We start from the raw sequence: 1141 nt of genomic DNA, 5'->3' as shown, positions 1-1141 counted from the left end.
GCCGGGAAGCCCGTCCATCACCGGGACCGGTGTGAGCGTGACCGCGACCCGGATTGACTGCACCTTCCTCTTAAAGACCTCCGAGATCGGAAGTTACAACGTGGTCGTGACCAACCCCGACGGGCAGTCGGGCACCCTCCAGCGCGGGTTTACGATCGGCGACGCCGCCCCCATCATCGCAAGCGTCTCGCCTTACAAGATGGAGATCGGCCAGCAGGGCGGGCTTGTCATCACCGGGCAGAACTTCAAGGACGGGGTCAAGGTGGTCCTTCTGAAAGGCACTGCCGAGATCCCCTGCGTCTCTCCAATCTCGTCAACGGGCAGCCGGATCAGCTGCGATCTCGACCTCAACCCGGTCCGGAACAAGGACGTCGCCTTCGGCCAGTGGGACGTGAAGGTCACCAACATTGAGGGATCCCAGACCGGGACCTGGACCAACAAGTTCACGATCCAGAACCAGACCGTCTCAGATAACGACTGATCCTCTCTTTTTTCCTGCTGTACACCTGTCAGGGGCCCAACGGGTATCTCTCACCGCAAACTATTAGCCGCTCCATCCGGTACCTTACTGACCGATAGGTATGCTCGAATCGTTCGGTCCGCCGGAGGTCTATGCGTACGTCATCCTGCCGGCCCTCATCTTCCTTGCCCGGATCTGCGATGTCAGTCTTGGGACCATCCGGGTCATCTTCATCTCGAAAGGGGTGCGATACCTTGCCCCGCTCATCGGGTTCTTTGAGGTTATCATCTGGCTCCTTGCCATCGGGCAGGTGATGAATAACTTAACCAACGTCGTCTCCTACGTGGCATATGGCGCGGGGTTTGCCGCGGGCACCTATGCGGGGATGGTCATAGAAGAGAAGATCTCGATAGGCCTCGTCATCGTCCGGGCTATTGTCCGCAGCGATCCCGAAGGGCTTGCAACCTGCCTGCGCTCCAAGAACTACGGGGTGACGGAGATCGACGGGCAGGGGGCGTCCGGCCCGGTCAAGGTGATCTTCACGGTCGTCAAGCGGCAGGACCTGCCCCGGGTCATCGGCATCATCCGGCAGTTCAACCCCGCCGCCTTCTATACGGTCGAGGAGGTCAAGTCGGTTGCCGAGGGGGTCTTTCCCCACAGCCGCCCGGCCGGGATGATCCC

2 protein-coding genes are annotated in these 1141 nt (G+C 60.6%); both read left to right on the top strand.

Going from position 1 to position 1141, the window contains the following annotated elements:
- Nucleotides 1-481 (top strand): IPT/TIG domain-containing protein (locus CW742_RS14325; RefSeq protein WP_292421543.1); only part of this gene is annotated, 481 nt, incomplete at its 5' end.
- Between the two features lie 100 nt (nt 482-581).
- The coding region (locus tag CW742_RS14320) for a DUF2179 domain-containing protein (RefSeq protein WP_292421541.1) at nt 582-1141 on the top strand (560 nt) is incomplete at its 3' end.

This window comes from Methanoregula sp. (genome assembly GCF_002835825.1).
GTDB lineage: Archaea > Halobacteriota > Methanomicrobia > Methanomicrobiales > Methanospirillaceae > Methanoregula.
The sequence above is the reverse complement of the archived record's forward strand: the minus strand, read 5'-3'. Positions and strand labels throughout refer to the sequence as shown.